Below are 26,506 nucleotides of genomic sequence, written 5' to 3'. Positions count from 1 at the left end.
TCCGCCGCCGACTGCCGTGGCTCAACCGTGAAAAATACGGAAAATTTTTTTCCTCGCCTCGGACAACTGACTTGCCTCGACCGCAACTCGGCCGTCACGGGCAAACGAGGTACCACCCACGCCACGAAAAAACCCCGCCGAGTGCAAAGTGCACCGGGCGGGGTGGGTGTTGATCTTCGGTGGAAAGGAATCCACGCAAAACGTAGGGGCTACAGCCGCACGGGAACTCGCAGTCCCGGTGGCGGCAGGAGACTTTCGCCTTCCTCGACTCCCGGCATGATGTTCGGGTCGTTGTAGGCTTCCTCGTCAAAGTCCGGATTTGCCCGCGGGTCGGGGCGGCTCTCCCCACAGCCGACGCTGATCATCAGTGGTAGGCAGGCGAGGAACATTCCCATCAGTATCCGCATCGTGGTACTCCGGTTACTTAGTTGCGAGGATCGATGAAGTTGTGAGCATCGGCCATGGCGTTGAGCTTCAGCCACGTCCCATAGTCAATCGTCTCCGAGATGAAGCTCACGCTACCGTCTCCCATCGTCACCTGAATGCCTCCGGGGTGGTAGCTCGACGGACCGTGCCACGAAGCGTTTGGGCCCCAAGCCGCGATGAACGTGGGAGTAAACGAGTGGTTGCGGAACCAGGTGCCGCTCGACTTCGCACTTCCGTCGACGTTGACGCAATTGGCACCGCTTTCATTCGCACCCCATCCAGCGTGCGCCGTGCCAACAAACGCGCTGTGGAACACGGGGGCTCCAGTGCGACGCAGCCCCGTTCCGCAGGTGCGAATCGGTCCGCCGCCGAAGCCCATCGAGTCGCCTTAGGCGATCACCAACGTGTTGGAAAGGCCGTCAGTCACGTCCGACATCCGCCGAGTCTTGGTCTGCGCGAAAATCCCCTGGATATCACACGTTTTGGTGAAAGGGTCTGCGTAGGAGTTCCACGGTGCACCGCCATTGGCAGAACCGGTTGGGTGCCAGTGGTAGCCTTCGGTGCCTGGGTAGTTGGTGACGGCAATGTCGCTCGTCTCGCTGATTTCCCAACGTCCGCCGTCCGACGGGCAGCGAAGCGCTGCGAGTGGAGTGCTGACAATCGGCTGACCCCAAATCGGCAGATCGAGGTTGACGCTGTCGTACAACGGCTGCTGTTCCATGAACGGCAGGATCATCACGTTCCACGTGTGATGATAGGGCTGGGTGTACGGTGCCTTGCCAGGTCCCCAGATCACACCCGGCGGGAACTTGCCGTGCGTGTCATGGTAGTTGTGTAGCGCCAGCCCCAATTGCTTCATGTTGTTGCTGCAGGACATGCGGCGAGCCGCTTCCCGAGCTGCTTGCACGGCCGGCAATAATAGACCGACCAAAACTCCAATGATTGCGATTACGACGAGCAACTCCACCAAGGTGAAGCCCCTACGCCCCAAGCGAGAGCGCGCCATGCTTTAATCCCCTTGAATCCGGGAATGAGGAAAAGAACGGAGCCAGATTTGGCTCATCTCGGCACGATAGGGGATCGATGAGCAGTAGTCAAGAAAATTTCCGTATGGGTATTTTAGAGGCAGATTATCTTCCATTACGAGAATTCCGGTCCTTCTAACCCGGACGCAACTCGCCTCTCGTTGGCTTTATGGCAAAGAGTCTGCCGCAAGACTCTGCCGATCTTTCTCTTAGGGAATCCTTCCTGGCACGGCACCTGCCCAGCTCTGCCTCATCCACTTGTGTCCACTACTGCACGCCCAAGCAGATGTCGTAGTGCAGGTTCGAGTGCGGGATAACGAAATCGATAGTTGGTCTGCTCCAACCGCGCGGGCTGCACTCGAGCGCTTGCCAACAAAAGTGCATCGGCCATTTCACCGAGCATCAGCCGCAGCGCCGTCTTAGGCGCAGGCAACACCGCCGGTCGCGAGAGGACGCGGGCAAGCGTCTGGGCAAACTCTCGATTGCGAACCGGCGTGGGAGCCACGACGTTGACAGGGCCCTGCACCGACTCGCGGGCCAGCGCGTGGTAGATCGCTCCCAAACAATCATCGAGCGCAATCCAACTCCACCACTGATCGCCACGGCCGAGTTTTCCCCCAAGTCCCAACCGGGTCGGAGTCAGCATCTTCGGCAGCGCTCCATCACGAGGCGAAAGGATGACGCCAAAGCGGAGATGCACCACGCGAATTCCTGCCTCGACGGCCGGCTGACAGGCTTGCTCCCACTCCCGAGCCACTTCCGCCAAAAAGCCCTCGCCAGCCGCCGACTCTTCCGTCAGAAGTTCATCGCCCCGGTCCCCGTAATATCCAGTCGCCGAAGCGCAGAGCAGCGTGCGAGGACCCTCGCCGTCCAATTTGGCCAACCGTTCACATAACTGCCGAGTCTTCCGCACACGGCTCTCGCGGATCTCCCGCTTCACCGATTCGCTCCAGCGTTCCGCGGCAATCGGTTTACCGGCCAAATGGATCACCGCATCGATCTCTCGCAGTTTCTCCAGAGGAGCATCGTCCGCCCAAACCGCGATCTCCTCCTCGTCGCCTCCAGATGCTTTGCGAACAATCGGCCGCACTTGATGACCGAGCACCGTCAACAGATTTTGGAGGTGGGACCCGACCAGACCACGGCTTCCCGAGAGCGCAATCCGCTGGCTCGGCAATGGATGGGCCGCGGCCAACTGCAGATCGCCGAGGATCGTCGCCTGCCGAAAGGCGAACATCTGATCTAACTGGTCGCGAATCCGACGCTCGCCTATCCGCTCTCCAATCGATCCACCGGGGATCTTGTAGGTCAGCGAATCGATCAACTCGCAGCGATCCTCCCCCAAAGCCGTAAACTCGTGGCGGTGATGCCAGTGCTCAAACGGACCTTCGAGTTGGACATCCTCAAAGGCGTTCGGCGGATCGTAGGCGGTGTGCTGGGCTACCCAGCGAACCGGCAGCCCCCCGACACGCATCCGTAGAACGACGCGGCTGCCTTCTGTCAGACTGTTGTCGGACGATTCGATCTCCACGTTCTGCCACGGCGGAAGCAACCGCTGGAGCGCTCCTGGACGCGCGTGATAGTCGAATGCCGCCTGCTGCGACACCGGAAGCGTGATCGAATAGCGTGCAGTAGCGGAAGCGTTCACAAAAAGGTCCGGATTTCGAGTTCGAGGCGCGATCGTTTGACGGCAAGCCGAAGGCGACTGTTTTGCAAGAAGTCACATCAGCCGCGGGGCGCTAGCCCACGGCTCCCCTGATGCAGCGGAAACCGGACGCTAGCGCGTTGCGGCTGATAGCCGTGAAACGGAAACTTCAGTTCTACCGCTCGTTGTCGGACGACTGCGCCGCGGCGATGTACCGCGCCAGCACCAGCAAATTCTCCGCAAACGTTCGGGAATCGATCACCTCCCGCGTGGGGTCCTCGTCCCCGTGATACCGCAGCCGCCCTTGCTCGACCCAAGCCCCTCGCTCGTCGAGCGCGGCGATGGTCTTCTCGGCGTCCTTCGCGAGCGAATCGGTGAGTCGAGGTGTTTCAACGCGCTCCTTGCGAGGACCGTCGGCAACCTTTGGCGGCGGTTGCCGGACCAACCGTTGGTACTCTCGCTCGATCGTGTCGAGCTTTGAGCCGACTTTGAATCCGTAATGCGTCGGCATGTCGGCATCGCTGTAGGTCAGCTGGTAATCTTTCGTGAAAAACAAAGGGCGATCAGTACCGAGCTCATAGAATCGAGCGAGTTGTCCGTCCTCCAACAGCAGGCTGCGGTAATACTCGACAGCCCGAGGGATCGGTTCCAGGTACTTTGGCTCTCCCGTCTCGCGGTACAGCCGCATCAGCGTCGACATCACGCCCTGCGACTCGCCGCCGGTGATCGCCGGCGGTTCGAACTTCCGCGCCCACGCCGGTTGCATCTGTTCGTTGTACTGCTGCGCCCAACCTGGCTGCGGCTCCGGCAATTGAGCCCGCAGTAAAAAGTCCCCGCCGCGACGCGCTGCATCAAGATACCGCTGGTCGCCATAGATACGGTGCGCCGCCAGCATCGTCTCGATCATGTCGCGGATCGTATTATCGTTGAGCGTATAGAATCCGCCGTAGTCTCGTTTGGGAAACTTCCTCGGCCAATTTTCAGGGAAACTCGCCTTGCGAGGTGGCGACGATTCCGCCTCGGGAAACTCGCTGTACCGCTGCGGCCATGCGCCATTGGGGTATTGAGCGCGGACGAAGGAGTCGAGCGCGTAGAGCGACGATTCGTGAATCTCTGGATGCTGGAAGTCCAGTGCCTGGTCGAGACGCATCAGGAACATCGCGGCGGACTGCGATTTATTGTCGTCCAGCGTCGTGACGTTGCGGTCCCCTTTGTGCTTCTCCACTCGGTAGGCGTACCGACGTCGCTCCTTGGGAGCGAACTCGATGCGGTTGTCCCAGCCACCCGATTCAAGTTGCCCATTGATCAAGGCCTCGGCTGTCTCAATCGCCGCCTCGCGAAGCACTGAGTCACCGGTCAGCTGATAAGCCTGCAGATAAGCCATTCCGATCGCCGGAGTTCCGGGCGGCTGGACCCATGCGGTCGCAGCGTCGACAGCCCCTTCCCCCTCTCGCTTCATCAGATCTCCGCTGAGTCGATAGACGTAACCGCCTCCTTTCGAAGCCGCGTGCTGTCGGAAGAAATCGACGGCCCGATGCATCGCCTGCCGAGCCTCCGCGGGATCGACTTCGCGGGCCCCGCACGGGGCTGCAAGCGCCGCAGCAAGCAAGCACAGGAGCGGACACCAAAGCCGATTGCCGGAACGCCATTCGCTGAGGGTCATTCGGTCACCGGGGCGCAAGAGCCTGGAATTCGGATCCATTTCACAGCCAACCACTGTAACGCCGTGAGAACTCCCATGCATGAGACGAATGCCGCTCGTTATTATCGCGAACATGCCGCCGCCATGGAGCCGACTCGCGAAGCACTACCGGGATTTCTCAAGGGTTTCGGTGGGATGTATGTCGCAGCCATGGGAGAGGGTAAGCTCGACATCGCACAGAAGGAGCTGATCGCGCTCGCGATTGGCATGGCGTTACGCTGCGAGGACTGTATCTACACTCATGTCCGCGGAGCCGTGAAAGCCGGGGCAACTCGCGATCAAGTGCTCGAAGCTGCGACGGTTGCCGTGATGATGTCCGGAGGCCCGGGCTACACCTATTTGCCCCGCGTGACCGAAGCCCTCGATGCCCTCGAGACATAGTCGCCAATCATAGTCGCCTTTCGCTCCACGAAAGTTGCGCATAGTCGCCTTTCGCTCCGCGAAAGTTGCGCATAGTCGCCTTTCGCTCCGCGAAAGTTGCGCATAGTCGCCTTTCGCTCCGCGAAAGTTGCGGAATGCGCGCGCTACTTTCGCGGAGCGAAAGGCGACTATGCGCGGAGCGAAAGGCGACTATGGGCGGAGCGAAAGGCGACTGTGCTTTTCTACTCGACGGGTCCGGCTGATCCGGCGACGACGCGGGTCAAGTCTTCGCTCTCGAACGACGGACACCAGTACTTCTCGATGTGCTCCACGACCAACTCGGTGCCTCGGGTGTGACTCACGTACGGCGGTTGACGCGGATCGTACATCGCGTCGGTCAGATCGCGACAGAGAGCCACGTTCATCCCCAGCCGCACTTGTTGCCGAATCCCAAACGGCCGCCCGAGCACACACATGTTGGTGTGCACGCCCATCAAGACAATGTTCTTAATCCCTTCCTGCCGGCAAAAGTTATAAATCTCGGTGCCACTGTCGCTGATCCCGTCAAAGCCAATGATGTCGAGCGCTGCGTGCTGTCGAGTGAATTGCCGCACCGCCGGGCCGACGACCGGATCGTCACAGGGGGAGACCGAGTCGTCGATCGGTAGCGGCGCTTCGGTCTCCGGGTCCAGGTAACACCAGCCGCCGATCGGAACCGGCGGCTCGGCGGCAGCGGCCTGCTGCATGCGAGCTCGGTAAGGCGTGTCGGCGTACTGATCCATGCACCCGCTTGGAGCATGGATGATCATCACACCGTGGCTGCGAGCGGCCGAGAGGACCTGATTCATCCGCGGCGCCATGACGCCGACGCGCTGCGCGGCCAGTTGGCAGTAATGACCGTCCCACATGTCGCAAATAATGATCGCCGTTTCCGCCGCTTGCCACTGCACGGTCTCCTGCCGATCTTTCCCACTCTCGGGGTCGCGAGAGCGCATCTCGATCTCCAGAATACCCGGCGTCTTGACTCGGTTCGCCACCCGCTCGGCAGACTCATCGCCGGGCGGTTTCGATGCCGCCGCATCCTGAGCCAGGATGGAGCGGTTTGAAGAGACCGCGACGATAGCGACCGCAAGGGCGAGTAACTGCAGAGTCTTACGCCACGTCATGTTCAGCCGCATGGGAGTCTCCTTTTGCCTGGGATATAGCGCTCGAAGCAGATGAAAATCGTTTAACGGCAAGCCGCAGGCGACTGCTTTTTAAAACACAGTCGCCTTCGGCTTGCCGTTAAACGACTTGGTAGCCAACTGCTGGGCGCTGCTGACTTTATCGCAATTCAGCGTAAGAAAGTGGCGCTGTCCAGCTAGGCTCTGTCAGAAGAATCCCTTTTGGCACTACCCTCCCGGGGGGATGGTGTCGTTATGGGTTTTCTGACAGAGCCCAGTGTGTGGTGGCTGAGGGGATGCTGCTACTGCGGCAGAGCCAACAGCCGGTTTGCTTCTTTGAGCAGGAACGCTGCATCGGTGAAGGGCTCGTGGCTGATATCTTGCCAGCGAATTTTCCCCGCGCTATCGATCAAAAACGTGCCGTGCAGCGGCTGCTGCTCAAAGTCGTCCCAGCACGCATACTGCTTAAACACCTTCTGCTCAGGGTCGGCTAGCAGCGGCAGCGGCAACTCTTGGTCGAAATTTTCGAGTCCCAATTGGAGCTGCTTCACGGTTTCACTGCTAATCCCGACCAGTTCGATTCCGGCTTGTTCGTATTGCTCGGCCATCGGCGAGAAGGCTTTCAATTGTTCGACGCAGTGCAGACAACCAAAGCCGAGGTAAAAGATCAGAATCCGCGGCTTACCAGCGAAACGATCGTCGCTGACTGCCGCTTGTTCCGCATCTACCGCCTGCCATGCGGGCGCGGTGGGGGGCTCCCAGCGGAACGGTCCGAGCTGATCAAGCGGCGGCCGCTTGCCGAGATCTTTGGCGGGTGGGGTGTCGATTCCCCAATCCTCTCCGGCTTTGAGTGCAGCGGCGACCGGTGCGAGCCTTGCCAGCAGCGGAGTTGTCAGATCAGCGTCGCAGGCCAGCTTTTGCAGCTCCGCAAAGCGTTTTTGGGCTTCCTCCTGTTTTCCTTGCTGCCACAGCACATCGACCAGTACCGCCAGCGGTGGCACTTCTCCTTCGCCAGCCTTGACCGCCTCCGCCGCGACCTCCGCCGCGGATTTGAGGTCGCCCGCCTGGGCCAACCAGCAAGCCTGCAAGATTTTATCGAGCTTCGCCGCTTTGGCGTGCCGCTCGACAGCCTCTGAGTCCTTGCGAAGAGCGGCCGCCGCCGCGGCCACGCGGGCCAAGACGATGTTCAGTTCCTTAAGCTCCGCCTTCAGCTTCGCAACGCTCCGAGTCTCGGCCGGTGGGGTCGACTCGCCCGTCTCTTCCGCGTTGGCTTTCTCCTGCTCTGGCGTGGCGGATGCGTCTTTGGCGGGCGAATCCTCGGCGGCCTGGGCCTGGAGCAGCGACTCCTGGAGCTTCAATCGCTGGGTTTGAAGTTCCCGCTGCAACCTCCGCCCCTCGCGGCGATTGTCCGACAGGAGATGGGCGACGGCGAGCCAAGCCGTCCGCTCGCGGTCCGCTTTCGCATCTCCGATGACCGCCAGATAAGGCCCGGCGGCTTCCTCGGTCAACTCTTTCCACAGTCCATACGTGGTAAGAACCTGAAGCAGCCGCTGATGACCGTACTTGAAACTCCCACCCTTCTTCATTGAGTTGTATTTCGGATGTTGCGGCAGCGAAACCAGATTCCGGGCCTGCTCAAGCGCGTCTTCCACCCGGCCAGTATGGATAAGATTTCGCGTCAGCCATTCATTGTTATGAGCGAAGTTATGAATCTGATCGGGGAGCAACCGGGCTCGGGAGATATGGGCATGGTCCACCCGCGCCGAAGCTTCCTGTTGCCACGCGGCGTCGGCGTAGCGATGCAGCCGCGAATAAATGTGCCCGGGCATGTGCCACATGTGGGCGACCGCCGGCATCGAAGGCCCGCAGAGCGCCGCGGACTCGAGCGCGTTTTGCGGTCGCTGTCGGTCCCACAAGTGAATGCGGTAGTGATGCGCTGGGTGCATCGGGTTCGCGGCAAAGACATCACCGAGCAGCGCGTCGACGGCGTACCGGCTCGGCATCGTCACTCCCTCGCGTTCGAACATCCAGAGCTGGACGGCGAGCAAGGCCTTGGCTTCGATATCCTCGGGGAACTCATGGAGAATCTGCTCGAGGTCCGACAGATACCGCTCAGCTCGCTTCCGCTTCGCATCCTTCTCGGCCTGAGCTTTCTCCTCTTTGGATTGCGGCTTGGCCTTCCTCTTCGGCTCATCCGATTCCTCTTCCTTCGACTCGGTAGCTTGCTCCGAATCTTCGGCCGGACCGAGGTAGCGATCGAGGGCCTCGATGTACCGCTTCTCTCGAGGTGAGGCGCCGGCTTCGCGAAGCTCCATTGCTTGGTCGATCAGCCCGCGGGCCCGCGACTGGTTATTGGTGTTGGCCATCGCCATCCCCCAGTAGGCGATTGCCAATTCCGGCTCCGCGGCCGCCGCTTGGCGGAACGACCGCTCCGCCTCGAGGTACCAGAAGCCGTGGAGCTGGGCGACACCTTGTTCGATGAAGGCCTGCGTTCGCTCCTCCTTGGCGGAGGTCGGAAAGTCAAGGTTCGCGATCCCGTCGAGCAACTCTGCCGCTTGCCGTGGCCCTTCGTTGAACGCTTCGCCGTGGTAGCTATGGCCGGCGGCAACCGCTTCGGCCGAACGCTCGACCGAGTCAGCAGCAGCCAGTCGCGAGGTGCTCAGCAAGCACACCCCGAAGAGGCTCGCGGCGAGTGGCAGCATGCCGATGGATCGACTCATTTTCATTTCTGGTGGACCCTAGGTTCGGCAGGAGGGGAGATTCGGCTGCACGGAATTCAGCCAAGCGGAATCGGTGCCAACAGGAAGGATCGGGGCGGGACTCGCTGTCACAGCGAACAGCTCGCCTGCGATTGTAATGCATCCCCGCGGGCGAAGTGGCAAAACAGCGCCTCCGGTGCAACGGGCACGTCGGGAGCTCGATCTGGAGCGGACGGAGGAGTAGGCTGGGAACGAGAACCGGAGCGCACCAGCCTTCACTCCACGGCCGGCTTTGCGTCTCCGCTCCCGTACCCGCTCTCTCGCGAAATATTCCTCGAGGCAAACTGCATGTGGATCCGGCTCTCTCATCGTGTCTGTGCGACGCTGACGCTTCTTCTGTTTGCGACTCAGGGGCTGCAAGCTGCGGACGAACGAGCGGCTCGCAGTGCCAATACCCGGGACGCCGACGTCTACGATGTCGTGATCTACGGGGGGACGAGCGCGGCGGTCACGGCGGCCGTGCAGGCCCAGGAGATGGGCAAGACCGCGATCGTCGTCAGCCCCGACAAGCACCTTGGGGGACTATCGAGCGGCGGTCTGGGATGGACCGACAGCGGAAATAAAGCTGTCATTGGCGGCCTGGCCCGGCAGTTCTATCACCGGATTTGGAGAGAGTATCAGCAGCCGGAAACCTGGAAATGGCAAGCGGCTGAGGAGTACGGCAACAAAGGGCAGGGCACGCCCGCGATCGACAAAGCCGAACGGACAATGTGGATCTTCGAGCCGCACGTGGCCGAACAGGTCTTCGATGCCTGGGTCGAGGAACTGCGGATTCCCGTCGTTCGCAACGCGTGGCTCGACCGCAAGCAGGGTGTCGAACTCCAGGACAATCGGATCGCCTCGATCACGACGCTCGACGGCGAGACCTATCGCGGCCGGATGTTCATCGACGCCACGTACGAAGGCGATCTAATGGCCGCTGCCGGTGTTTCCTACCACGTCGGCCGCGAGTCGAGCAGCCAGTACGGGGAAACCTGGAACGGGGTGCAAGTCGGCGTGCTGCACCACCGCCATCACTTCGGCGCGGTTCCCAAACCCATTAGCCCCTACGTGGTGCCCGATGATCCTTCGAGCGGTCTGCTGCCGCGAATCAGCGGCGAGGACCCGGGGCAGCGTGGCGAGGCCGACAAGCGAATCCAAGCCTACTGCTTCCGGATGTGCCTCACGAACGCTCCCGAAAACCGAATCCCCTTTCCGAAGCCCGAGGGATACGATCCCGGACAGTACGAATTACTGGTGCGGATCTTCGATGCTGGTTGGCGGGAAACGTTCGACAAGTTTGACCCGATCCCCAATCACAAAACCGATACGAATAATCACGGTCCCTTCAGCACCGATAACATCGGATACAACTATGACTACCCCGAAGGCTCTTATGATCAGCGGCGAGCGATCATTCGCGAGCACGAGACGTATCAGAAGGGCCTGATGTATTTTCTAGCCAACGATCCTCGCGTTCCCGAAGAGGTTCGCACGCGGATGCAACAGTGGGGGCTGCCGCGCGACGAATTCACCGACAACGGCCACTGGCCCCATCAGATCTATGTGCGCGAAGCGCGGCGGATGGTGGGGAAGTACGTGATGACGGAAAACGAGCTGCTGAAAAAACGTCCCACACCCGAGTCGGTGGGGATGGGGTCCTACACGATGGATTCTCATAACGTGCAGCGCTACGTTACTCCGGAAGGTTACGTCCAGAACGAGGGGGACATCGGAGTCAGCACGCGCGGTCCCTATGAAATCGCCTACGGCTCGCTGGTGCCCAAACGCGAGGAGTGCGAAAACTTGCTCGTCCCGGTCTGTGTTAGCAGCTCGCACATCGCCTTCGGCTCGATTCGAATGGAGCCCGTGTTCATGATTCTCGGGCAAAGCGCAGCGACTGCCGCGGCGCTGGCGATCGACGGAGAATTAAGCGTTCAAGAAGTGCCCTACGACCGGCTCCGCGAGCGGCTCGTCGCCGACGGCCAAGTGCTCGAGTGGACCGATCCTCGGCCTACCAAACAGGGCGTCGCCCCCAAGTCGCTCGGCGGCGTGGTCGTCGACGACGAGCAGGCGAAGCTGGTCGGCAACTGGGGCCACAGCACCACGCTTGGCAAATGGGTCGCCAGCGGGTACCTCCACGACGGCAGCACCACCAAAGGGGAAGCCTCGGCGACCTTCTCCGCCGAACTCCCCTCGGCCGGACGTTACGAAGTCCGCCTGGCTTATTCGGCCGGGGGTAACCGCTCGAGCAACGTGCCAGTGCGAATCCAGCACGCAGCGGGCACCGCCACCGTGTCGGTTGACCAGAAGAAAACCCCGCCGATCGATGGGCTGCTGATTTCGCTCGGCAGCTACGACTTCTCCGAGCTGACGGCCGAAGTCACCGTCTCCAACGCGGGGACCGAGGGGCACGTGATCGTCGATGCCGTCCAGTGGCTGCCGCTCGACCAGTAAGTCCCCCATACGTCGGGCTTTCCAGCCTGGACTTGCGAGCCTCGGGTGAGCCGTAGGCGCTAGCCTCGGGCCTCGCAGCCCCGGGATTTCCGCTGCAGCACCCGCGGCTAGCGCCGTCGGCTCAGGGTTTTCTGACAGAGCCTGGCGTGACAGTCCGCCTGCACGTGCGTCAGGCTTTCCAGCCTGGCCTTTCGAGCGTAAGAGTCCGCCTGGAAAGGCTGACGTACGCACCGCTGGGTTACGAAAATCGGAGCGTCGGTCATTGAAGGGGCGATGGGCGAGCCGTAGAATCAAGCCCACTTGACGGTGCAGATGACGGCACCGATTCCACCACTCGTCTGCACCTGTCCGCGAAGAACTGTGGCAGGGGACGATGGGCAGCCACACCCACGGCTTGTGGCGTCGAAATCTTCGCATGAAGCGACTTGTCGGCTCGGCGGAGATGCAGGAGGCAATTGGATGTTAGTCGTATCTCGACGAGCCGGGCAGGATCTCATTTTTCCCAATCTGGGAATTGTCGTACGGGTGCTGAAGGTCAGCGGTCGGCTGGTCAAAGTCGGCGTCGCCGCCCCCGAATCGGTCAAGGTGCTCCGGGCCGAGGTCGGTATGGACGCGGACTTGCTGCCGAGCGATCCGTCGGTCCCGCACACGGCTACGACCCACGCGCTGCGGAACCAGCTGAACTCGCTGCTGTTGAAGTTGCAGATTCTGCAGGTGCATTTAGAGCGTGGGAACACCGAGGAAGCGGAAAAGCTGCTCGAGCAGATCATTGGCGAAGCGGCTTCGAGCGAAAGTGACGAAGAGCCCATCGCGGCTTGGCCACCGGCCGTCGCCGATGCCTCCCATCGGCCACGCGTGCTGGCGGTGGAGGATTCGGATAATGAGCGGATGCTGCTCTCCTACTTGTTAGTCGCCCGCGGCTTTGATGTGAGCGTTGCCCGCGATGGTCAAGAGGCGCTCGAGATCCTGTTGCAGTCCTCCGTGCTACCGGACTTCGTGCTAATGGATCTCAACATGCCGATGTGCAATGGGCTGGAGGCCTTAGCGCAAATCCGCGGCAACGGGCGGCTCCGCAACCTCCGCGTCTATGCCGTGACCGGCGAGGACGCGGGGCCGGAGACGCGTCCCGACGTCGATGGCTGGGACGGATGGTTCTCCAAGCCGCTCAACGTGCCCGCCCTACTGTCGTCGTTGGACTCGCCGCGCGAGGCGGGCCGTTCATTGCGGACGTCGGTGCACTGAGCTCCGGTCCTGAAACCGCTCGATTGAGATGCCCCGCCATCGGACGCGGGGCCCCGTGGGAGTTCGAGGACCGCTCATGGCACCGCACGTTTGGAACAATGTACTTTCACGCTACACCGTGGCGTTTATCAGCACGGCGACGGCCGTCTGGGTACGGTCGTTGCTCCAGCCGAGTCTCGGCTCGGAGTGCCCCTTCAGCTTGTTCTACCTGTCGGTCCTGTTGACGGCGTGGATCGCGGGGGCGGGACCGGCGCTACTGTCCCTGCTGCTGGGCACGTTGGCCGCAATTTTTTTCTTCGTCTCATCCACGTGGAGTCTGATCGTAGACTCGCCGGATGACCTCGTCAGCCTCGCGATCTATGTCCTCGTCAACTGCGTGGCGATCGGGCTCTTTGTCACCAGCGATCACCAGCGGAAGTTGGCCGAAATGCGATTGCAGGACAATGAGCGTCTGACCGCTTCGCTGCGAGAGGCGGATCACCGCAAGGATGAGTTTCTCGCGCTGCTCGCGCACGAGCTTCGCAATCCACTTGCGCCAATCAAAACCAGCTTGGCGATTTGGGAGAAGTCGGGCACGGTTCGCGAAGAAAACCGCCGCGTGATGGCCCGCCAAATGGCCCACCTGGTCCGGTTGGTGGATGACCTGATGGATGTCTCTCGGTTACTGCGAGGCAACGTCCAATTGAAACTGGCGGTTGTCGACCTTCGCGAATCTGTCCGCGATGCAATCGAGCAAACCGATGAATGGATGCAGCAGAAATTTCATAACTTCTGCTACATCCTTCCGAAGGCCCCGGTCTACGTCCACGGCGATTCCGTCCGTTTGACGCAACTGACGGCAAACCTGCTCTCCAATGCGGCCAAGTACACTCCGAAGAACGGCCGGATCACCTTGAGCCTCGAAATGCTCGATGGCCAGGCCGTGATCCAAGTGATCGACAACGGGATGGGATTTCCACCGTCCGAAGCGGAGCGGATCCTCGAGCCCTTCACGCAGATCGATACCTCCCGAACCCGCGAGTATGGAGGCCTCGGAGTGGGACTATCGATCGTCCGCAATCTGGTCGAAATGCACAGCGGTACGCTCGAAGCGGTCAGCCGCGGCCCCGGGACCGGAAGCCGATTCTCGGTCACTCTGCCACTCTCGAAGCCAGCCGCCGCTGCCGAACCGCGGCGCGACGAGCCTCTTGAGGCCCAGCACCCTGAAGGACGGCACCCTGAAGGCAGGCACAGTGCAGTCGAGCAGCGTGAAATCCCAACCGCGGACATGGCGAATCGCGTCGCCCCTTGCGACGCGTCCGCTGTCAGCGAAATGGACTTTGCTTCGCAGGGTTCGGCCTCTGCGGTGGGCGAAGCGGTGCTGATCGTCGAAGACAACGTTGATGCCGGAACGAGTCTCCGCGAACTGATGCGATTGCACGGCATGGAGGCGGACGTCGTCAACGATGGCCCGATGGCCCTCCGCACGATTGACCGCAAGCAATATCGCACGATCGTCCTCGATATCGGGCTGCCCGGGATGGACGGCTTTGAAGTCGCCAAGCAGATCCGTCGCCGCTGCGGAAATGACCAGCCCCAGATCATTGCACTGACCGGTTGGGGCGGCGATGAGCATCGCCGCTTAACCGAGGAAGCCGGATTCGACGCCCACGTCGTCAAACCGGTCTGCCTGCAGGAGCTGCTCGCGCAAATTCGCGGCGACGGCATGAGCGGCACCGTCCGCGAAGTATCCGCCGCCACGCGGTAGGCTCTGTCAGAAAACCCATAACGTCACCCACCCCCCGGGAGGGTCGCGAGGAACGAGCGGGGAGGGTGATCCGCGACGTAAAGCCTCCATGCGGCGGAATTCACTAAGCCCTCCCCGGGTCTGAGAGCCCGACCCTCCCGGGGGGAGGGTAATGCTGAGAGGGAGTTTTCTGACAGAACGCTAGCGCCTACGGCTCACGGAATGGCCGTTCCGGTCCGCCGCGGCGACCGCGTCCAAGGCTTCGGGCAAGCCCGGGATCTCCAGGACCGGACGGATTTCCACCGTCCCGACGCGAGCCCCTGGAATGCGTTCTGCGATTCGGATCGCTTCGTCCAAATCGGTCGCATCGATCAGAAAGTATCCGCCGAGCTGTTCTCGGGTTTCGGCGAATGGTCCATCGGTCACCAGCCGTTTGCCGTCGCGAACGCGCACGCTCGTAGCCGTCGAGACCGGATGCAACGGTGCGGCCGCCAAGCACTGACCGCTGCTGCGGAGCTGGCCGACGAGCTGGGTCGATTCCTCATAACAGTGCTCCCGCTCCGACTCTGTCCAAGCGTTCTCGTCACTGTAGATCAATAACATGTATTTCATGGCACCTGGTCCTCAGGAGGTTGCGGCGCGTTGCGAATCGGCCGGGGCGTGGGCTGACGGTTCCGGTGAGACGAGAACCATCCATGAGACGCCAAACCGATCGGCGACCATTCCGAACCGAGGTGAAAAAAAGGTTGGGCCCAGAGGCATCTGGACTTGTCCCCCCTCGGCCAATCCCGCGAACCAGCGATCGGCCTCGGCGGTGTCGGCGGCGTTGAGCGTCAAAGAAAAGCCATGGAAGTTGGGATTTCCGGAGCAGTTGCCATCGGAAGCCATGACCTCGGTGTCGCCGATCCGCAGGCTCATGTGCATCACCTTGTCAGGGTCGCCCGGCTGGCAACCCTCTGCATCGCCAGCCGGTTCGGGGCTTTCGCTGAACCGCATCATCATCACAACTTCAGCGCCGAGTGTCTTGCGGTAGAACTCGGCCGCTTCTTCGCAGCGGCCGTCAAAAAACAAATAGGGTTGCAGTTGCATGGGAATGCTCTTGGGGGGAAGTAAGGTTAGAAAACTGTCGTGTCGGGTCAGATTCTTCATCAGCTGCAACGCGATAGGCTCTTTCACAAAACGGTGAATGCCCCCCTCCGGGCGAGTCGCGAGGGACGAGCGGGGAGGGCGATCCGCGCGGCGTAGAGCCCTCAATGCAGCTGGATTCTGCTGGCCCTCCCCGGGCCTGAGAGCCCGACCCTCCCGGGGGAAGGGTGACGGTGAAAATCGGTTCTCTGACAGAGCCAAACGCACGGCTGCAAACGAGACTACGCGCGCTGCTGGGCGGCGATCTGGTCGCGGAGCCGGTCCTCTTGCTCCCTCAACTCGGGCGTAAACTCGTGCCCGAAATCCTCCGCTTCGAAGACTTGGCGGATTTCGATTTCCGCCTCCCCTTCGAGCGGGCAGGGGCAGCGTTTCACCCACGCGATGGCCTCTTCCTTCGACGCGACCTCCCACAGCCAGAAGCCGGCGATCAGCTCCTTCGTTTCCGCAAACGGGCCATCGGTCACGATCCGCTGATTGCCGGAGAACTTGACGCGTGCTCCTTTGGAACTCGGCTGCAGCCCCTCGCCAGCGAGCATCACACCGGCTTTCACCAGTTCCTCATTGAACTTGCCCATTTCGCTCAGCAGGTGCTCGCTGGGCATTTTTCCCGCTTCGGTGTTCTGGTCGGCTTTGATCAAGATCATGAAACGCATCGGAAGAGTCTCCAAGGGAATTGGCTTGAACATGATGTAGTCGACCGGAGCGAAGGAGAATCGACCGCGGCGAAAATTTTTTTTCCGCGGCGGTCAGTGGCCGAGTTCACGGAGCCTTTTATCCAGAAACTGCCGCTCCGGTTCTTGGCGGGCGAGTCCGATTGCGCGGCGGTAGGCAGCCGCGGCGTCCTCGTTCCGCTCCAGCCGTCGGCACATCTCCGCTCGCGCCGCGTAGGCCAAGTGGAAATCGGCTAACGCTCCTCGGTCAAGAATCGCGTCGATGGCCGCCAGGCCCGCCTCAGGACCGTCTCGCATGGCTACAGCCACGGCCCGATTGAGTTCGACCACCGGCGACGGCTCGACTCGCAACAGCAGACTGTAGAGGGCGACGATCTGTTCCCAGTCGGTTGCCGCGGCCGTGGGGGCCTCCGCGTGCACCGCCGCGATGGCTGCTTGCAGCGTGTAGGAGCCGACGCGACCAGACGTCAACGCCCGCTGGACCCGCTCAACCCCCTCCTCGATTTGAGCCCGATCCCAGAGCGCCCGGTCCTGGTCCTCCAGAAGAATCAATTCGCCGCTGGGCGAGGCCCGCGCCAGCCGCCGCGATTCCTGCAGCAACATCAACGCGAGCAAACTCTCCACCTCGGGCTCCGGCAGCAAGTCGACGAGCAGCCGGCCGAGCCGAATCGCTTCGGCCGAAAGATCGGCGCGGGTCAGCGTCGTTCCGGATGAGGCTGCGTAGCCCTCGTTGAACACCAGGTAGACGACCTGCAGCACCGCATCCAAGCGGCTCGCCAGTTCGGAGCGGGGCGGGATTTCGTAGGGAATTGCGGCGCGGCGAATCTTGGCCTTGGCCCGAACGATCCGCTGAGCCAACGTCGACGGTGCAATTAAAAAGGAGCGGGCGATCTCCTCGGTCGTCAGCCCGCAAACCTCGCGGAGCGTCAGCGCCACCTGGGCTTCGGCCGCCAACGCCGGGTGACAGCAAGTGAAGATCAGTCGCAGTCGGTCGTCCTCGAGTCCCTCGCGATCCTCCTCCAGTTCCCGCGCGGAGCCCGCAGCCATCTTCTGTTCAGCCCGCTGGGCCAGTTCGGCTAGCGAAGCATCGAAGCGCACCCCCCTGCGAATCGCGTCGACTCCTTTGAACCGCCCGGTAGAAATGAGCCAGCCGCGAGGATTCTCCGGAACGCCTTCGCCAGGCCACTTCTGCATCGCCGAGGCAAAGGCGTCGTGCAGCGCTTCCTCGGCCAGGTCCAAATCGCCCAGCAAGCGGACGAGTGTGGCGAACACGCGTCGCGATTCAGACCGATAAAGCTCCTCGATCCGCTCCCGGATCGAAGCTGCCGTCTCGTCGCACATACCTCTCCTCTCCTGCTCTCGCTCACCTGCATTCCCGCTCCGGCCGTACAGCTTAAGCGTCACGGCACCTGGTGTTTCCAGAGCAGATTTCGAGAACGCGAGGGGCGACTTCCCCCCGGATGAGCTAAGCTAACGGGCTGATGACACGGCACTATTTCTTCCCGGTGGCCTTCGAACCGAGAACCCCCATGCCCGCCCAACTTCTGCCCGCTCCCTTTTCTCGCCCGCTCGGCCTGGCCCTGATCCTTGCAGTCGGCTGTCCTGGGGCGCCTGCGCCGTTACAAGCACAGAACGAAGCACCACCCGCCACGGCCACTCAATCCACCGCCCCACGGGTATGGAAGGACTCGACCGGCAAGTTTCAGGTCGAAGCGAGGCTCGTCGAGCAAACCCCGACCACCGTCCGCCTGCGGGCCGCCAATGGCCGGGAAGTCACCGTACCTCGCGATCGGTTAAGCGCGGCCGACCAGGAGTTTCTCGCGTCGCTCGCGGTTCCGAGTGACAACCCGTTCGCCGCGGCGATGCCCGAGAGCGACGCTCCAAGTCCCGCCTCGGCATCCGCGCCGGGGACGCTCCGTAGCTTACCCGAATCACCGAGCGCTGCAGCCTCGCTCGCACTCCCCGATGCGGGCAAGACGCTCGACCTGACGCAGGTCGATGCCGAGAAAGCCTTCGTCCCCGACGCCGCTTCCCCTACCGAGCCGCCCCCATCGGCGACGATCGCTCTGGGCAGCGTCGATCCCTACGATCACGTGGCGCCGCCGGTGGAATATGGAACCACCGGAAGTAAGTTCCTCGTCTCCATCGGTCGCAACAAACTGGAAAAGAAGGAGGAGATCCGCGGACGCATATATCTCGCGGATCTCAGTGCCAAAGCCTCGTCGCTCATCTGGAACCAGCCTGAATCGGTACGGATTCTCGACCATGATCCGCCCACCGGCCGGACCCTGCTGATCCAAGGGTTGGACCAGTTCGATCGCGGCGGAATATTGGCGATGTATGAGGATCTCGAGGGAACGTCCGCTTCGCCACTTTACAAGCGGATATTGCCGGGTGCCGGCAAACCGGGCTTTCGCCCCCGAATCGAGTGGGCACAGATGCTTTCAGGATCGCATGTCGCGGTCATTCTCGACGGGGCATTTCTGCTCTGGGACCTCTCCTCGGCCCAGCTGGTCTATAAGATCCAACAAGTGCGATCGAATGATCCTCCGGTGTTTAGCGCAAACCAAAGGTACATGGCGGTCCCGCAGCCCAGTTATGTGGCGATCGTCGAAACCGCGACGGGCGAGGTGCTGGCTCGCGTCCCGACCCAGCCAGGCCATATGTCTGGAGCCGCATTCGACGCTTCGGGCCGGCTGCTCGCCATCTGCTTTTCCAACCAGTATCTGGTCTGGGACTGTGTGGAAGAGCGCATTGTGCATCAAGCGACAACGACCGCTCATCTTGGTTCCCACCCAGTCCACTGGCTCAGCCCAAAAATGCTCCTATGCTCCTCCGGCGACGTCATCGACTTGGAACTTGGGATGTCGGTCTGGAAGTACTCGCGTCCGGCGAGCACCGCCATCCTGCTCCGCGGCGGACAATTGCTGACCGCGACCACGTCTTCCGAGTGTGTGCTGGTCAGCATCGCCGTGCCGCATGAGGCGGCGCAAAAGTCCGCGGAAATGCTGAAGCGTGCCGGCGACGAAGCGATGCTCGTTCGCCCCGGCTCGGATGTCGCGATCGCAGTCGAGGCGCTTCCGGGAACCGATGCCGCGGAGATCGAAAAGGCACTCGCCAAGGCGGCGCAAGAAGCGGGCTGGAAGGTCAGCCCGCAGGCCCCGATTACGCTAGTGGCCAAAATCGGTCGCGGAAAACCGCAAGAACTGAAGTTCCGTGGCATGGGAGTGAGCAGGTTCGATGGCTCGCGGCCGCCGAGCACGGCGACGCTCACTCCGTTTACCGCGGAACTGGAGATTCGACGCGGGACCGACGTGCTCTGGACCCGCTCCAGCGAAAACCGCATCCCTCCCATCCTGAGGCTCGAGGAGGGGGAAACGGTGCAGGATGCCGTCAAGCGGTATGAGAAACCGGATGCTGCGTTTTTCGGTCGCCTGGATCTGCCGCCTCGAATCCCCAAGCCAGAGATCGCCGCCTCGGTCGGTCGCAGCGTGCTCCGGGATGGGCAGTGGTATGATGTGACCGGAGAGCCGGCCCCTCCCGCCCGGGCGCGGTCGCGCCGCTGACCCTGACTTACCTCCTGTGCTCGCAAAGGACTCCGCCCGTGTATTGTCGTCTGATCGCTACCACGTTTTGCCTGTTCGCAATGGCTTCGACATCGCTCGCCGCCGAAGACGAGGCGTGGATCCAGCTATTCAATGGCAAGAATCTGGACGGCTGGACCGTCAAAATTCGGAATCATCCAGTCGGTGAGAACTTTGGCAATACCTTCCGCGTCGAGGACGGGCTGCTGACGGTCCGCTACGACCAATACGACACGTTCGATGAGCAGTTTGGTCACCTCTTCTACCGCGATGCGTTCTCACATTACCGCCTCCGCGTGGAATATCGCTTCATTGGCGAGCAATGCCCCGGCGGCCCTGGGTGGGCCTTTCGCAACAGCGGTGTGATGCTACACGGCCAAAAGCCGGAAACGATGACCGTCGATCAGCGGTTCCCCGTCTCGGTCGAAGCACAATTGCTCGGTGGCGATGGCGTCGCCGAACGCACGACATCCAACGTCTGTACCCCCGGCACCCACATCGTGATCGATGGCGAACGGATCACCCGACACTGCAACAGTTCGCGGAGCAAAACTTATCACGGCGACCAATGGGTGACTGCCGAGTTCGAAGTCCGCGGCGGGGATGTGATCAAACACATCCTCGATGGACAGGTCGTGCTGAAGTACGAAAAGCCCCAGTACGATCCGAGCGACTCCGACGCACAGCGGTTGATCGCAAGTGACGATTTGCTGATCCGCCAAGGTACGATCAGCCTCCAGTCGGAAAGTCACCCCGTGCAATTCCGCAAAGTCGAACTGCTGCCGCTCAAGCCGTAGCCTCTTCCCGCGTGGATCGCTCGGGCTCGTCCTTCGTCCGCGAAGCCGAATTTCGCGTCATCCACAGTAGCGCCAGGGGAATGGCGAAATGCGTCGTGCGAAGGAGAACGTCGGTGTACGCTCCCCAGCCGTAGCTGGTCATCCGTGAGCAAGCGGTGACCAGCCCCCAAAAGAGCATCCAAAACAGGATTGGACGCCATGGCCGGACGAGCAGCAGCAGAGCCACGGCAAAGTCGACCACGGCGATGATCCGCAGCACCGCCCCTGCTTGGCTTTCCTCAATCCGGATGCCTAGCAAGTTTTGGCTGCTGGTGATGATCAGATCGATGAACGCTGGATGCCGCTCGAACGCTTCGTAACCATGCGCCAGGAAGACGCTGGTCAGGCCCAGCCGTAGCAGCCAAGTCCCACTGACCCGCGCCCAGCTCGAGGCTCGCGGTCGGCGCGTTGCCGCTGCGAGCAGGATCAGGGCCACGGGGGTGAGATACCGCAACGCGTGTGCGGCCAAAGTCCACTCGCTGAAGGCATAACCGCGGACGATCGACCCGGCGAGCGACTCCAGCAGCAAGTAAAGCGCAGCCGGCGCTAGAAGAAACCATCGCGGCCATGCCAGGGCCACCCACGCGAGTACGCTCACCGCCACCAGCGTGATTCGCTCCAGTTGAGCCGCGGCGGCGTGGCTCAATCCCAGGTCGAGGAACAGCCAAGCGTTGATTGAAATGCCGTCGCCGCGAAATACCGCGAACGTCTGCCCCAGCATGGTCGCGGCCACAGCGATCCCGAGGAGGAGTAAAGTAAAGCGCTCTTTCGCATCCCGATTTTCACGGTCCCAATCTCCCCCAGTTGCCATGCTTGCTCACTCCCCGCTCGCCGCGCTGCGACTCATGAATCTTCGGCTCCTCGGCTCGCTGCTCGTGCTCGGCGGGTCGTTATTCTCCGCCACCACGCCGGGGCACGGCCAAGCCCCCGAGCAGCCCGAAATCCCCAATCAGGCTGAAACGATCGGTTCGCCCGCCGAACGCGCCGCCCGGCCGATCATGCACTTCCGCGTTCTTTGGATGCATGATCCATCGACGAAAGCTGTGATCAGTTGGACCACCGGCCAGCCCGGCAAGGAGCACCGCGTCTATTTCGACACTCAACCGCGGCAGGGCGAGCTTTCGGCGTACGCCAACCGACACCCCGTCACTCGCTCCGGCCGGTTCACCACCGTCGGAGATGACCAGGGCACACCGGCCGGATTCTACCATCATTTGCTGCTCGAGAATCTCGAACCGGCGACGACTTACTATTTCGTCGTGGCCAGCGACGATTTGGTCTCGCGCGAATTCCATTTCGTCACCGCTCCAGCGGATGATCGTCCGATCAAGTTGCTATTCGGCGGCGACTCGCGGCGGCCTCCATCCCTCCCCGCCGCTCACACGGCGCGTCGAGAGATCAACCGCATGATCGCCGAAATGGTCGAGGAGGATCCCGAGATCCTGGCGCTGTTTCATGGCGGCGACTACTGCACCCGTGCCCACTGGCGGTTCATGACCGATTGGCTGTCGGATCACGAGCTGACGATCACCGACTCCGACCGAATTTTGCCGATCATTCCGGCTCGCGGCAATCACGATCGCGACATCGTGTTCGAAGAGATGTTCTTTTGGCCCGGACGCGACCACGATTACTACTTCGCCACCGAACTCAGTGACCGCGCTGTTCTGCTCACGCTGAACACGGAAATCAGCAAGGCGGGGGATCAACGAAACTGGCTCGAAGACGAATTGCGGCGGCAACGCGCGGACGAAGGCAAATGGATTATCGCCCAGTACCATGTGCCGTCGTATGGGAGCGTGAAGTCTTATCGGCAGGGGGAGGCCCAACGCCTCCACTGGGTGCCCCTGTTCGAGGAGTATGATGTCGACCTGGTTTGCGAAGCCGACCACCATAGCCTGAAGCGGACGCTCCCAATCCGCAACGACCAACATGACCCGAAGCGGGGGATCGTCTATATCGGCGATGGTGGGCTGGGAGTCCCCCAGCGGACTCCCGATCCATCACGCTGGTATTTACAAGCTCCCGGCATGACCACCGCCGCCCACCATGTCCATCGACTGGAGATCCGCGACGACGGGCTGCATGTCCAAGCGATCGGCCTCGACCGCAAACCGATCGACTCGTTCAGCCTTGCACCTAAAGCTCCGCTCGCTCCGGCGCGCAGTGAATGACCGCAGGGAGAGGTCCAACGTTTGCAGCGATTTATCTGCTGGCGGCCGCACAACCCGGGGCCGTCTTCGGTTCGTGCCATGCGCGCCTGCCCTCGGGGCGTGCCCCTCTGGAGGGTGCAAACAATGGTTTATCTCTTGCTCGGTTTCCTGATCGTCATGGTGGCCGCCTTGATCAGTTTCCTGGTGATCTCGGTCAGCCTGCAGGAAGCCAACGACCCGGTGGAATGCCCGCCGGAGGATTTGTCGGAGTTTGAAAAGCGGCACGTGCACCGCGCCGACATTCTCCGCCGTCCGCGGGTCTAACTACCTGTTCGAATCGGTCGCGGTGCGGACGACTTCGAACTGCCGGTGCGGCTGCGAGGATTTCCGGATCTCATATTCCGGCCGCGTTGCAAAGTCTTCGTGTAATTGCTCCGCAGTGGTTGGTTCGCAGCTGCCGCGATGAGCGTGCAGCAGGTAGCGGAGCACAAGCGGCTGCTCCGCCGTCACCTCGTAGCTCCCGTTTAGACAGAACGCCGCTCCCATCCATCCGTCAGACCGGACGTGCCAAGTCGTCGGATAACGAGGATTGTCGGGGTGATCGAAAAAGGTGATGCCCTCCACTTCGGCTCTGCGGTCACTTCCCTCGCCAACGACCACCGGCCCGCTGTAGTCCACCCACCGGGCTGGACGCCCATAAATCGCCGGTTCTCCCTCTCCGCCTTCGCTGCTGCTTAACTTTCCTCCACCAAAATGCACCGACACGCTCTTCGCGACGCGGACAGCAAAAAGTCCAAAGTTCGTTTTGCCCAGCACCACCTTCGACCGCCCCTCGCCCGGCCGCAACGTGATCTGGATTTCCAGAGCATGCTCCTCCTCCGGTAACGGCTGCAGGGCGACGACCAGGTCCTGCTCCATCACCTCTCGGCCCTCGCCGTCGTACCAGCCGAGCGAAGTCGCCATGACGCACTCGTCTGGACCATCGCCGTATCCATACCACCCTTTCTGCCGGATCCGCGTCTTCTGATCCATCGACCAGAAGTCCAGTCCATCGACGTCCTTATGCGCGAACCAGATCGAGCGGTGGTGATCGTGGTTCGGCGCACCTGGATGCCCCATCCGAGTCAGCACTCCGCCGCGCGGACTTCGCAACGGGTAGAAAAACGGTCCTGGATGCTGGGAGTCAAAATGCCAGCGAGTTTTCTCGATCCCGTCGATCGTGAATGAAGTTGCAAAGTCCGCGAGTGGAACGATCTCGCACCGAACCGGCACCGACGAAGTTGGCTCCAGAGGATCCGCCGCGACAGCCGCGCAGCCGACGAATAACAGGGCGACAATAGTGAGGCTTGCTCGGTTCATCTTTCATTCATTCCTAATACCAATTCCGATCGTGTTCGCTCAGTTACGGTTCTTCTCGGGTTGGTCTGGGTCCATGGATCAGCTTCCAAAGGCCCTGGCAAACCGCCCACTGCTTTGCCTGCTTCCATTGCAACATGCCGTGGGGCGACTCCGCGTCGGCATCGTTATCGGCGAGTTCATCGAGATGCTCCTCCGGCCCTCCTCCTGCATGGGTGCTGTGAGCTCAGGGGGTCGAGACTGATTGGGCTGATTGTAGATCATTTGGCGGCGATCTGGGCGGCGGCGATCTGGGCGGCGGCGGTCCGGGCATGCGGCTCGTCGCGTTCGATGCCGACGAACTTCCGACTCGAGCGCTAGCAGGCCACGCCAGTCGATCCCGATCCGCAGAACCAGTTCAACACCGTCTGTCCCTTTCGGGTCGAGAGCCGCACGAGATACTCAGGCAGGGAGCCCCCGAAGTCTTCGCCCATCCGGAGCGGGAGGTCCCAGATCTTAAAAACTTGACGCCGGCTGATGCGAGCCCCATCGTGATAGCTGGGTTCCGTTCCATGGCATTCCACTGCGAGGAGATGGGCGATGGCAACCTTCATCAGCACGATCAAGTTCACCGACCAGGGGATGAAGACGGTCGGTGAAACGACGCGGCGAGTGGCGGCGATCAAGACCGCGGCCAAAAAGTTGGGAGTCAAAATCTCCAACGTCTACTGGACCGTCGGCTCCTACGACGGAGTGCTGATTTTTGAGGCTCCGGATGACCCCGCTGCGGCAACGTTTCTGCTGCAACTCGGTTCGCATGGGAACGTGCGGACCACGACCAACCGCGCCTTCACCGCCGCGGAGATGGAAGAGCTCCTCCCGAAATCCAGCGAAGGAGGTGTTGGCTAACCGAAATAGGCCCGCATCACGTATTGGTTCAACATCCGCTGGGTATTGAAGAACGATCCGTTGAGGGCGATCGAGTGCCGCATGATCTCGATGAACTGCCGGGTTCGATCGTAGCCGAGCGCCCTCAGCATCCTTCACTCCACCGATCCCAAGCACCGGTTCCTCGTGCTGCATGCCTTCCGCATCGAACCGCTGAAATAAGTAGCCCTTTCGCAGGAGCTTTCAGGTCGCGTCATGGTAGGCTCCGCGACAAGCCGGATGTCGCGGCAAGCGAATGAGCGGCGGCATGAACTCTAACCAGCCTCCGACTCTACGGCACTTCTGCCAAGCGACCACGCAGGCGTTTGAGGACACGCGATTTGGCTTGATAGACGCTGGCCAGCGACAACCCAGTCGTTTCGGCGATCTCCGCTGCGGGCTTCCCTTCTACGGCGGCCATCCAAAACGCCTTCCAGGTCGTCGGCGTGAACTCGGCTTGGACCGCCTCGAGCGAGTGCCGCAGGATCGAGCCGGCTGCCGACTCAGGACAGATCGTCGACTCAAGCGAGTCGGGATGCTGTTCCAACCGCCGCAGCGCCTCGGTGCCTCCGACCGCTGCATCGCGAACCGATTCGCGAGCGGCTTGTCGGCGAAAATAATCGCGAACGCGATTGCGGGTGATCGTGGCCAGCCAGGAGCGAAAACTTCCTTCCTCTTTCTGCCGGCGAAACGTGCCGATCCCGCGGGCGACCGAAGTAAAAACCTCTTGCACCACATCCGCTGCATCCGCCGCCGGGACGCCGGTCGTGCGACACCAGCGGTAGACGATCGGCCCAAAGATTTCCACCAACCGGCTCCACGCCGCCGCATCCATCTGCTGCACATCGCCGAGCAACGTCGAGGAGAGCGTCGGATGCTCCGGGGGCGGCGGGGTTGGGAGATGGGGATGATCCATGCCGCCAATCGTAGTGGCTGCGATGCCGGCTGTCACCGAACGCATCTCTGAATCAGCCGCCACGCGTTAGCCCGGATTATTCATGCGTTTAGCTAAATGTATTACAAGTTCATGTGGTGTTTGAAGTTGCGACAGACCGTCGCGAGACAGTGCGTTAAAACAGCCGCCACGCGCTAGCGTCCGGTTCTCACGGCGTTTTCGGAAACCGGGGGCTAGCGCCCGGCGGCTGATGAATAATCCGGGCTAGCGTCCGGTTGTCATGGCATTTTCGAGAACTGGGGGCTAGCGCCCGGCGGCTGATGCAGGAGCCGGGCGAGTGGTTGGTGCAGCGAGATTCTGCAACTGCGACTGCCGGCGATTCGAAAAATCGTGTCAGACGCTCGCGTTCATCTCATTGCGGCGGAGCGATACTCCGCGGCTAGCGGAAGGTTTATCCTATAAGGTCACGGGGAGA

General features: G+C 61.6%; 23 protein-coding genes and 1 pseudogene. 9 read left to right on the top strand and 15 right to left on the bottom strand.

Going from position 1 to position 26,506, the window contains the following annotated elements:
• Window positions 1-209: 209 nt before the first annotated feature.
• The 4 genes and pseudogenes from GNK13_RS04765 to GNK13_RS04745 form a co-directional block, all read right to left on the bottom strand.
• Window positions 210-407, bottom strand: coding sequence for a hypothetical protein (locus GNK13_RS04765; RefSeq protein ID WP_164101305.1), 198 nt, complete (start codon window positions 405-407; stop codon window positions 210-212).
• A 17-nt stretch (window positions 408-424) separates the two neighbouring features.
• Window positions 425-1,432 (bottom strand): annotated as a pseudogene (locus tag GNK13_RS21640) (DUF1559 family PulG-like putative transporter).
• 269 nt (window positions 1,433-1,701) lie between these two features.
• Window positions 1,702-3,099, bottom strand: coding sequence for a TIGR01777 family oxidoreductase (locus GNK13_RS04750; RefSeq protein WP_164101302.1), 1,398 nt, complete (start codon window positions 3,097-3,099; stop codon window positions 1,702-1,704).
• A 172-nt stretch (window positions 3,100-3,271) separates the two neighbouring features.
• Window positions 3,272-4,759, bottom strand: a complete 1,488-nt coding sequence (locus GNK13_RS04745) for a pectate lyase (RefSeq protein ID WP_164101301.1) — start codon at window positions 4,757-4,759, stop codon at window positions 3,272-3,274.
• Window positions 4,760-4,834: 75 nt separating this feature from the next.
• Between GNK13_RS04745 and GNK13_RS04740 the strand changes: the two genes are divergently transcribed.
• Window positions 4,835-5,179 carry a carboxymuconolactone decarboxylase family protein gene (locus GNK13_RS04740; RefSeq protein ID WP_203328924.1) on the top strand — a complete coding sequence of 115 codons (345 nt, stop codon included), beginning with the start codon at window positions 4,835-4,837 and terminating at the stop codon, window positions 5,177-5,179.
• A gap of 221 nt (window positions 5,180-5,400) precedes the next feature.
• Here GNK13_RS04740 and GNK13_RS04735 read toward each other — a convergent pair whose 3' ends face one another.
• Together GNK13_RS04735 and GNK13_RS04730 are read right to left on the bottom strand one after the other, a co-directional pair.
• The gene (locus GNK13_RS04735; RefSeq protein WP_164101300.1) at window positions 5,401-6,336 is read right to left on the bottom strand and encodes an isochorismatase family protein; all 936 of its coding nucleotides are present in this window, start codon (window positions 6,334-6,336) and stop codon (window positions 5,401-5,403) included.
• 287 nt (window positions 6,337-6,623) lie between these two features.
• Complete coding sequence (locus tag GNK13_RS04730; protein WP_164101299.1) at window positions 6,624-9,041, bottom strand: peroxiredoxin family protein; 2,418 nt, start codon at window positions 9,039-9,041, stop codon at window positions 6,624-6,626.
• A gap of 327 nt (window positions 9,042-9,368) precedes the next feature.
• On the opposite strand from GNK13_RS04730, the gene GNK13_RS04725 reads away from it, so the two are divergent.
• The 3 genes from GNK13_RS04725 to GNK13_RS04715 all read left to right on the top strand — a co-directional run bounded on the left by GNK13_RS04725 (window position 9,369) and on the right by GNK13_RS04715 (window position 14,505).
• A complete protein-coding gene (locus tag GNK13_RS04725; RefSeq protein WP_164101298.1) occupies window positions 9,369-11,516 on the top strand; it encodes an FAD-dependent oxidoreductase in 2,148 nt (715 codons plus the stop codon).
• A gap of 459 nt (window positions 11,517-11,975) precedes the next feature.
• Window positions 11,976-12,758, top strand: coding sequence for a response regulator (locus GNK13_RS04720; protein ID WP_164101297.1), 783 nt, complete (start codon window positions 11,976-11,978; stop codon window positions 12,756-12,758).
• 76 nt (window positions 12,759-12,834) lie between these two features.
• Window positions 12,835-14,505: an ATP-binding response regulator gene (locus GNK13_RS04715; protein ID WP_164101296.1), complete on the top strand. Its 1,671-nt coding sequence runs from the start codon at window positions 12,835-12,837 to the stop codon at window positions 14,503-14,505.
• Window positions 14,506-14,685: 180 nt separating this feature from the next.
• Here GNK13_RS04715 and GNK13_RS04710 read toward each other — a convergent pair whose 3' ends face one another.
• The 4 genes from GNK13_RS04710 to GNK13_RS04695 all read right to left on the bottom strand — a co-directional run bounded on the left by GNK13_RS04710 (window position 14,686) and on the right by GNK13_RS04695 (window position 17,642).
• A complete protein-coding gene (locus tag GNK13_RS04710; RefSeq protein WP_164101295.1) occupies window positions 14,686-15,096 on the bottom strand; it encodes a YciI family protein in 411 nt (136 codons plus the stop codon).
• Window positions 15,097-15,108: 12 nt separating this feature from the next.
• Window positions 15,109-15,573, bottom strand: a complete 465-nt coding sequence (gene yjdN, locus GNK13_RS04705) for a VOC family metalloprotein YjdN (RefSeq protein ID WP_164101294.1) — start codon at window positions 15,571-15,573, stop codon at window positions 15,109-15,111.
• 278 nt (window positions 15,574-15,851) lie between these two features.
• Window positions 15,852-16,283: a YciI family protein gene (locus GNK13_RS04700; protein WP_164101293.1), complete on the bottom strand. Its 432-nt coding sequence runs from the start codon at window positions 16,281-16,283 to the stop codon at window positions 15,852-15,854.
• A 93-nt stretch (window positions 16,284-16,376) separates the two neighbouring features.
• The gene (locus GNK13_RS04695) at window positions 16,377-17,642 is read right to left on the bottom strand and encodes an RNA polymerase sigma factor (protein WP_164101292.1); all 1,266 of its coding nucleotides are present in this window, start codon (window positions 17,640-17,642) and stop codon (window positions 16,377-16,379) included.
• A 188-nt stretch (window positions 17,643-17,830) separates the two neighbouring features.
• Here GNK13_RS04695 and GNK13_RS04690 point away from each other — a divergent pair, with 188 nt between their 5' ends.
• Together GNK13_RS04690 and GNK13_RS04685 are read left to right on the top strand one after the other, a co-directional pair.
• The gene (locus GNK13_RS04690; RefSeq protein ID WP_164101291.1) at window positions 17,831-19,867 is read left to right on the top strand and encodes an SHD1 domain-containing protein; all 2,037 of its coding nucleotides are present in this window, start codon (window positions 17,831-17,833) and stop codon (window positions 19,865-19,867) included.
• Between the two features lie 80 nt (window positions 19,868-19,947).
• Window positions 19,948-20,682, top strand: a complete 735-nt coding sequence (locus GNK13_RS04685; protein WP_164101290.1) for a 3-keto-disaccharide hydrolase — start codon at window positions 19,948-19,950, stop codon at window positions 20,680-20,682.
• Here the strand turns inward: GNK13_RS04685 and GNK13_RS04680 are convergent.
• The gene (locus GNK13_RS04680) at window positions 20,672-21,454 is read right to left on the bottom strand and encodes a hypothetical protein (protein ID WP_164101289.1); all 783 of its coding nucleotides are present in this window, start codon (window positions 21,452-21,454) and stop codon (window positions 20,672-20,674) included. The two genes, GNK13_RS04685 and GNK13_RS04680, sit on opposite strands and share 11 nt — an antisense overlap.
• 76 nt (window positions 21,455-21,530) lie before the next feature.
• Between GNK13_RS04680 and GNK13_RS04675 the strand changes: the two genes are divergently transcribed.
• Both GNK13_RS04675 and GNK13_RS04670 read left to right on the top strand, forming a co-directional pair.
• Complete coding sequence (locus GNK13_RS04675) at window positions 21,531-22,895, top strand: purple acid phosphatase family protein (protein WP_164101288.1); 1,365 nt, start codon at window positions 21,531-21,533, stop codon at window positions 22,893-22,895.
• A gap of 123 nt (window positions 22,896-23,018) precedes the next feature.
• On the top strand, window positions 23,019-23,198 hold the full coding sequence (locus GNK13_RS04670) for a hypothetical protein (RefSeq protein ID WP_164101287.1): 180 nt from the start codon (window positions 23,019-23,021) through the stop codon (window positions 23,196-23,198).
• Here the strand turns inward: GNK13_RS04670 and GNK13_RS04665 are convergent, their stop codons facing one another.
• Both GNK13_RS04665 and GNK13_RS04660 read right to left on the bottom strand, forming a co-directional pair.
• Entirely contained in the window at window positions 23,199-24,233 is a 1,035-nt protein-coding gene (locus GNK13_RS04665; RefSeq protein WP_164101286.1) for a DUF6807 domain-containing protein, read from the bottom strand.
• Between the two features lie 353 nt (window positions 24,234-24,586).
• On the bottom strand, window positions 24,587-24,823 hold the full coding sequence (locus GNK13_RS04660; protein WP_164101285.1) for a DNA methyltransferase: 237 nt from the start codon (window positions 24,821-24,823) through the stop codon (window positions 24,587-24,589).
• On the opposite strand from GNK13_RS04660, the gene GNK13_RS04655 reads away from it, so the two are divergent.
• Window positions 24,810-25,118 (top strand): GYD domain-containing protein, encoded by a 309-nt coding sequence (locus tag GNK13_RS04655; protein WP_164101284.1) that lies wholly within the window; start codon window positions 24,810-24,812, stop codon window positions 25,116-25,118. The two genes, GNK13_RS04660 and GNK13_RS04655, sit on opposite strands and share 14 nt — an antisense overlap.
• Here the strand turns inward: GNK13_RS04655 and GNK13_RS21890 are convergent.
• Both GNK13_RS21890 and GNK13_RS04650 read right to left on the bottom strand, forming a co-directional pair.
• The gene (locus tag GNK13_RS21890) at window positions 25,115-25,249 is read right to left on the bottom strand and encodes a hypothetical protein (RefSeq protein WP_261345391.1); all 135 of its coding nucleotides are present in this window, start codon (window positions 25,247-25,249) and stop codon (window positions 25,115-25,117) included. The two genes, GNK13_RS04655 and GNK13_RS21890, sit on opposite strands and share 4 nt — an antisense overlap.
• A gap of 179 nt (window positions 25,250-25,428) precedes the next feature.
• Window positions 25,429-26,052 (bottom strand): RNA polymerase sigma factor, encoded by a 624-nt coding sequence (locus tag GNK13_RS04650; protein ID WP_164101377.1) that lies wholly within the window; start codon window positions 26,050-26,052, stop codon window positions 25,429-25,431.
• Window positions 26,053-26,506 lie beyond the last annotated feature (454 nt).

The organism is Candidatus Laterigemmans baculatus (assembly GCF_010367455.1).
GTDB lineage: Bacteria > Planctomycetota > Planctomycetia > Pirellulales > Pirellulaceae > Laterigemmans > Laterigemmans baculatus.
This window is presented reverse-complemented; position numbering and strand designations above follow the sequence as displayed.